We start from the raw sequence: 5,747 nt of genomic DNA, 5'->3' as shown, positions 1-5,747 counted from the left end.
GAGGATTCGACCGCCTGCATCCATGGTTCCTTTGGATCGCGCCCGCCGGTTTCGCCAAACCTGCTTTCGGAGCCGAAGATCGTCGCGGAGCTGGCCAAGGCCACCGTGCCAGACATGAGCTCGATTCCTTGGGACAAGTGGATTGCCGACTATTCTCGCATCCGCGATGAGATCGAGCGCTGCTTTCCACAGCATTTCCGCCAGTTCAACAAGCGGTTCCTGACACCCGGAGGATTCCATCGTGATATCAAGGCATCGAAGCGCATTTGGGAGACGCCGAACAAGAAGGCCAATTTCAAGCCGCCCACCACACTGGAGGCAGATCCCGATATCGATGTCTCGGGCCAAAAAATGCTGACGCTGATCACAGTGCGATCCAACGACCAGTTCAACACGACCGTCTACGGATATGATGACAGGTTGCGCGGCATCCACGGCACACGCATGGTGTTGCTGATGAATGAGGCCGATATCCAGCGGTTCGGACTGACCGCGGGGCAACAGATCGATCTCGAAACCCATGCCGATGACGGTGTGGAGCGGCGTGTGCGCGGCCTTCGTGTGACACCCTATTCCGTGCCGCAAGGCAATTGCGCCGGCTATTATCCGGAACTCAATCCCCTGCTGCCCTATGGCATCGCGCCAAGGAGGCCCACGTTCCGGCCGTCAAGTCCGTTCCCGTGAGAATAGTTTGCTGAAGCCGGAGGAAGCCTCGGTTACTGCCGGCCCATCGACAGTGCCGCCAGGTACAGGCCCAAGCGCGACCACCGCCACTTGGCCTAGCCGCCACTTGGTTTTGGAGATGCCGGCTGGGTTGGCTGCGTACCCTGCTGCTCGCCGCCGGTGCTGGTCTGCGGCGTCGGGTTGGTGTCCGTCGGGGGATTCTTGTCGACCGGTTGGCTGTTGGTGGTATCCGTCTTGGACTTGGCTGGATCGGCATTGTCGTTGCACCCCGCCAAGGCGAGCAATGCCGCTGACATCAAAAGCATTGCCCTCATGCTGATTTCTCCTGGCTGAGCCCGGGCGAAGCCGCCCGCCAATGCCCTATCCGGTCGAACCGCACCGAGAGCCCTTGTTTGACCGCGCTTCTAGCAAGCAGATGGTCCAGTTCGGCGTCTTCGATCGGGCTTCGTACGACCTGGCGAATGGCTTTGCAGGCAAGTTCGGTCGAGACGAAATCATATCTCCTGCTCCTGGCGACAACGTATTGTTCGACCAGCATCTTCACGCGCCTGAGCGCGATTTCTTCGGCGTATTGCATTTTGTTCCTCCTCGCGCCGAACTGCCGGACGGGTACATTGTTCCCTCCTGGGTCTCAAAACATCACCGTTGCCACCACGGAAAGCCCGCGCTTCCCGAGCAGGGACGCGCGGGCTGGATCAGGCTGATCGGGACCCGATCGCGCAGCATCAAACAAGGGGAGCAACGATGCTGCACGGACATCGAACTCGCATGGACCTGAGTTGTTCCACTTTGCAGTCCCTGAGTGTTCACGGTCGAATGAACCCTAAATCGGACGGGCCGGATAGGATTGATCGAGGCCAGCACTCCTTGAAATCACAGCGAGTGTTTGTCGGGACGAAGCGATGCCAGGTCGGCCAAGGTGTTGAGAAGTGCAGCGTCGCCTGCCGGCTTCGGCACGAATCTGCAGTTTCGGAAGGGTGTGGGAACGTCGCGCGGCCCAAATCCGGTCATGAAGGCGAAGGGGATGCCGCGAGCCAGCAATGTTTCGGCCACGGGTAGACTTGTTTCACCGTTCAATTGAATGTCCAGCAGCGCCACGTCGACTTTGCCTGCATCGATAAGCTGACGAGCCGCGGCGACCGACGAGACCGGGCCGATCACCGGATAACCCGCCGCATGCAGGCGAGACGCGACGTCTTCGGCGATCAGCCATTCGTCCTCGACCACCAGAACACGCGGCCTGTCGTCGCTCACGGCGCCTCCTTGTGGTTTGCTGGAAACGCAATCTGGACGCTGAGGCCGTCCTTGTGGAACGTGGTCTCGACATGGCCGCCGAGCCTGTAACCAATTTCTCCCTGCAGCAGTGTCAGGCCAAAACCGTTGTCCAAGGGCGCCTTGACAACAGGGCCGTCCTTTTCGCGCCAGCCAAATGTGAAACTGTCGTCCTCGATCGACCATTGCACACTAACCTTGCCGTCGGCTTTTGACAAAGCGCCGTACTTGGCCGCGTTGGTGGCCAGTTCATGAATGGCCATACTCAGGGAAAGCCCCTGTTGCGGACCTAGTTTGACGTCCTCGCCATCGAATTCGATCCGCTCGATGCCGAATGGTTCGAGCTCCTGCTGGAGCAACTCCCTGACCGAGGCTTCCTTCCATCTCTCCCGGGTCAGCAGGCCGTAGGCCCGCGACATGGCATGCAAGCGACCGATCAGCGCATCCGCGAACTCCTCCTTCGTATCAGAGCTTTCCCGCGTGCGGCTTGCAATGCTGGCGATCACCGCAAGCATGTTCTTGACCCGGTGGTTGAGTTCCGAGATGAGCACCTGCTGATGTTCTTCCGCCTGCGCCAGCGTGGTGACGTCGACAAGTGTAACCACCACGCCCTGGATCCTGTTGCCCTTGTCCCGATAGGGATTGATACGGACCATGTGGAACAGGCCCCTGGCATCGCGCGCCAGATGGTGATTCAGGATCTCGCCTGTCTCGAACACCTTGTCGATGTGCTGCTTCAACTCGGGGTAGTCGAGTTGGCTCGACAGATCCGTCAGCGGCCGGCCGACATCGGAGGGACGCAGGCTGAAGAAGGATGACGCCGCCGGCGTGAAGGTGCGGACGACAAGGCTGCGGTCGAGGAAAATGGTCGCGATGTCGGTGCTTTCGAACAGGTTGCGGAGATCGCCGTTGGCGTGGTCGAGCTCATCTATCTTGGCCGTCAACTCGGCGTTGATCGTGTTGAGCTCCTCATTAAGCGACTGCATCTCCTCCTTCGAGGCTTCGAGTTCCTCGTTGGTGGATTGCGCCTCCTCATTGACGGAGACGAGTTCCTCGTTCGACGATTTGACCTCCTCCAGCGCGGTCTCGTATTCCTCGATCGTCGATTGCAGGCGCTCCCTGGTGTCGCGCAGTTCCCGCTCCAGATCGGCGGTGCTGTCACTGTCACGGGCGCCGCCGTCTTCCTCTGAGCGGGCCTGGGTCGGCCCCGACGGTTCGAAAAGGACAAGGTAAAGCGGCTCGCCGTTGCCGCGTTCGGCGAGCGGCTCGATCGTCAGCCTGATCGGCTGGACACGTTCGTCGTCTTCCTCCACGGTGAGGTTTTCTCGCACCACTGTGCGGCGCGTGGATGTCGCTTCGCGCAGTGCGGCGCGCAGGTCCAGCCGCAACCCACGCCTTGCCATCGTCAGCAGCTGCCGGCTGGGAATCCCTTGTGGCGCTTCGAGATATCTGCCGGTCCTGGCCGAATAATAGACGACATCGCCCTCGGCGTTGACCAGGACATGCGGCGGCGCGAACCGTTCCAGAACCTGCGCCTCGACTGCCTGCCGCAGGGGATAGCCGACAAGTCCCTTCTTCGAGCCGGCGCTTTCGGATGGGAGGACGCTGGAATGGCTTTCCCCGATCAGGGCCGGCAGCCTGATGTGCGGTGAGGCATGCTCCCGCGCCTGGAAGATGCGATGTTTCTTGTCCACGGTGGCGAACAGATCGTCGTGCTGCCCGACGCTTTCGGAGGTGCCGAGGAAAAGGTAACCGCCGGGCTTCAGCGCATAATGGAAGACAGGGATGACGCGGTTTTGGATGATCGGGCCGAAATAGATCAGCAGATTGCGGCAGGAGACCAGGTCCATGCGCGAGAAGGGTGGATCGCGAATGACGCTGTGCGGCGAGAAGATGCACAGTTCGCGTATCTCATTGCTGAGGACATAGCTTTCGCCATCGCCGTTGAAAAACCGCTGCTTGCGTTCGGGAGAAAGACCTTGCAGCAAGGCTTCCGGATAGCGTGCCGCCCGCGCCACCGCCAGCGCCGGCTCGTCTATGTCGGTGGCGAATATCTGAACGCGCGGAACGACCGTAAGCTTCTCCATGTGTTCGCGCAGTAGCATGCCGATGGAGAACACCTCCTCGCCCGTGGCGCATCCGGGAACCCAGACCCTGACGGTGTCGCTGGCGGTCTTGCCTTCGAACAGCTGCGGTATGATCTTTCGCTCGAGCAACTCGAAGGCATCAGGGTCGCGAAAGAAGTTGGTGACATTGATCAGCAGATCGCGAAAAAGGTTCATCACCTCGCGAGCATCCTTCTTCAGCCAGTCTATATAGGCGCTGATGGAATGGACCTGGGCGATCTGCATGCGCCGCTTCACGCGGCGCAGGAATGTCTTGGTCTTGTATCCCGAGAAGTCATGGCCGGAGTGGCTGCGCAGAATGGCGTATATCTGTTCTCGCACCTTATCGATGTCGGCCGTATGGTCGCCATCTTCCTCCGCCAGCCCTTCCAGCGTGTCGAAGCCGCGGGCGAAAGCCTCCAGCTTCGCCCCGATCTCCTCGGCGGGTACAGCGACATCGACGAGCCCACTGGCAATAGCGCTCTGCGGCATGTCGGGATTGCGCGGCCCGTAACCGTCCGGCGCTTGCGCGACGATAAACCCGCCCCGCTCCTTGATGGCCTTGGCGCCCAAGGTTCCATCGGAGTCGCCGCCTGACAGAATGACGCCGACGGCATATTCACCCTGGTCTTCGGCCAGTGCGCTGAAGAAGATATCGATGGGTTTGCGCTCCTGGGTGAGCCCATTGGGCCGCCGTAGGTGCAGCACACCGTTTTCGACGGCGAGAGTGACGTTTTGCGGCATCACATAGACGTGGTTGGGTTCGACAGCCGTGCCGTCCTCAACCACCGAGACAGCCATCTCGGTGTAGCGGCTGACAACCTCATGCAACAGACTCTCCCTTTTGGGGCTGAGATGCGTGATGATGACGAATGCCATGCCGGGCTGGTCGGTCACGCCCTTGAAAAGGCCCTCCATCGCGGGAATGCCACCCGCGGAGGCACCGATGCCCACAATGGGAAACTTCCTCGAACGGGCTGTCATGGCTGGTCCCCCTTTCGCCCGGCCCGACGAAAAGTCTCTCAAGATCGGATCGAACGGAAGGTAACCATATAGCGCGCACGAAGGACGGAACAAGTCGCCATGGATGACGTTGAACCCGATATCCATGGTGGTTCGATGACAAAACGTTCTTCTGAAATAAAGCTCCTGACGCAACCGACGTTAGAAGCGCAGGGGTTGCTCGACCTTTCCACCGCAGGGCCCGTCCCGGATCAGATGCTGACGCTCGCGAAGCGATTGCAGACGGCTTTGGATGACAAAACTCGGAATGAGGGTCGGGCCCATTCTAAACTCCGTCGCAAGAAAGGATGTTGACGTGCGCGACCTGCGGGGGCTGCATATTCTGATAGTCGAAGACGAATGGACGATGGCGGGAGATCTTGCGCGGTTCTTCAGCAACATGGGCGCCATCATCCTCGGCCCTGCTGCGACTGTCGAACAGGCGTCCAAACATACCGGGACGGCCGAAGCTGCAATCCTCGATGTCAATCTCAATGGCCGGCGCGTGTTTCCGATCGCCGATGAGTTGATGCGCCGGGGTGTGCCCTTCGTGTTCTTCAGCGGCGATGACGACATCGCCATCCCCGATCATCTCCGCTACGCCAGCAATTTGCGGAAATCCTCGGGCAGCCAGGCGGTGTTCAACGCACTCTTTCCCCCGCAGGCATCGGGGCGGGCGAACCC

General features: G+C 60.3%; 6 protein-coding genes. 3 read left to right on the top strand and 3 right to left on the bottom strand.

All coding sequences use genetic code 11. The annotated features are described in order from the left end of the window. The coding region (locus tag EN943_RS34245; RefSeq protein ID WP_281060873.1) for a molybdopterin dinucleotide binding domain-containing protein at window positions 1-684 on the top strand (684 nt) is incomplete at its 5' end. Window positions 685-779: 95 nt separating this feature from the next. On the opposite strand, the gene EN943_RS34240 is transcribed toward EN943_RS34245, so the two are convergent. Next, the gene (locus EN943_RS34240; RefSeq protein WP_127416291.1) at window positions 780-998 is read right to left on the bottom strand and encodes a hypothetical protein; all 219 of its coding nucleotides are present in this window, start codon (window positions 996-998) and stop codon (window positions 780-782) included. A gap of 41 nt (window positions 999-1,039) precedes the next feature. Between EN943_RS34240 and EN943_RS37835 the strand changes: the two genes are divergently transcribed. Then, the gene (locus EN943_RS37835; protein ID WP_164778528.1) at window positions 1,040-1,462 is read left to right on the top strand and encodes a hypothetical protein; all 423 of its coding nucleotides are present in this window, start codon (window positions 1,040-1,042) and stop codon (window positions 1,460-1,462) included. A gap of 95 nt (window positions 1,463-1,557) precedes the next feature. Here the strand turns inward: EN943_RS37835 and EN943_RS34230 are convergent, their stop codons facing one another. Both EN943_RS34230 and EN943_RS34225 read right to left on the bottom strand, forming a co-directional pair. Continuing rightward, a complete protein-coding gene (locus EN943_RS34230; RefSeq protein ID WP_127416289.1) occupies window positions 1,558-1,938 on the bottom strand; it encodes a response regulator in 381 nt (126 codons plus the stop codon). Beyond that, window positions 1,935-5,045, bottom strand: coding sequence for a CheR family methyltransferase (locus tag EN943_RS34225; protein ID WP_127416288.1), 3,111 nt, complete (start codon window positions 5,043-5,045; stop codon window positions 1,935-1,937). Before EN943_RS34225 ends, EN943_RS34230 begins: the two co-directional genes overlap by 4 nt. A gap of 271 nt (window positions 5,046-5,316) precedes the next feature. On the opposite strand from EN943_RS34225, the gene EN943_RS34220 reads away from it, so the two are divergent. Next, window positions 5,317-5,747, top strand: a 431-nt coding sequence (locus tag EN943_RS34220; RefSeq protein WP_245476085.1) for a response regulator, incomplete at its 3' end; no start/stop codon positions are given.

Source organism: Mesorhizobium sp. M7A.F.Ca.US.006.01.1.1 (assembly GCF_003997935.1).
Classification (GTDB): domain Bacteria; phylum Pseudomonadota; class Alphaproteobacteria; order Rhizobiales; family Rhizobiaceae; genus Mesorhizobium.
Note: the sequence above shows the minus strand (reverse complement) of the source record. Positions and strands in the feature narration are given on the sequence as shown.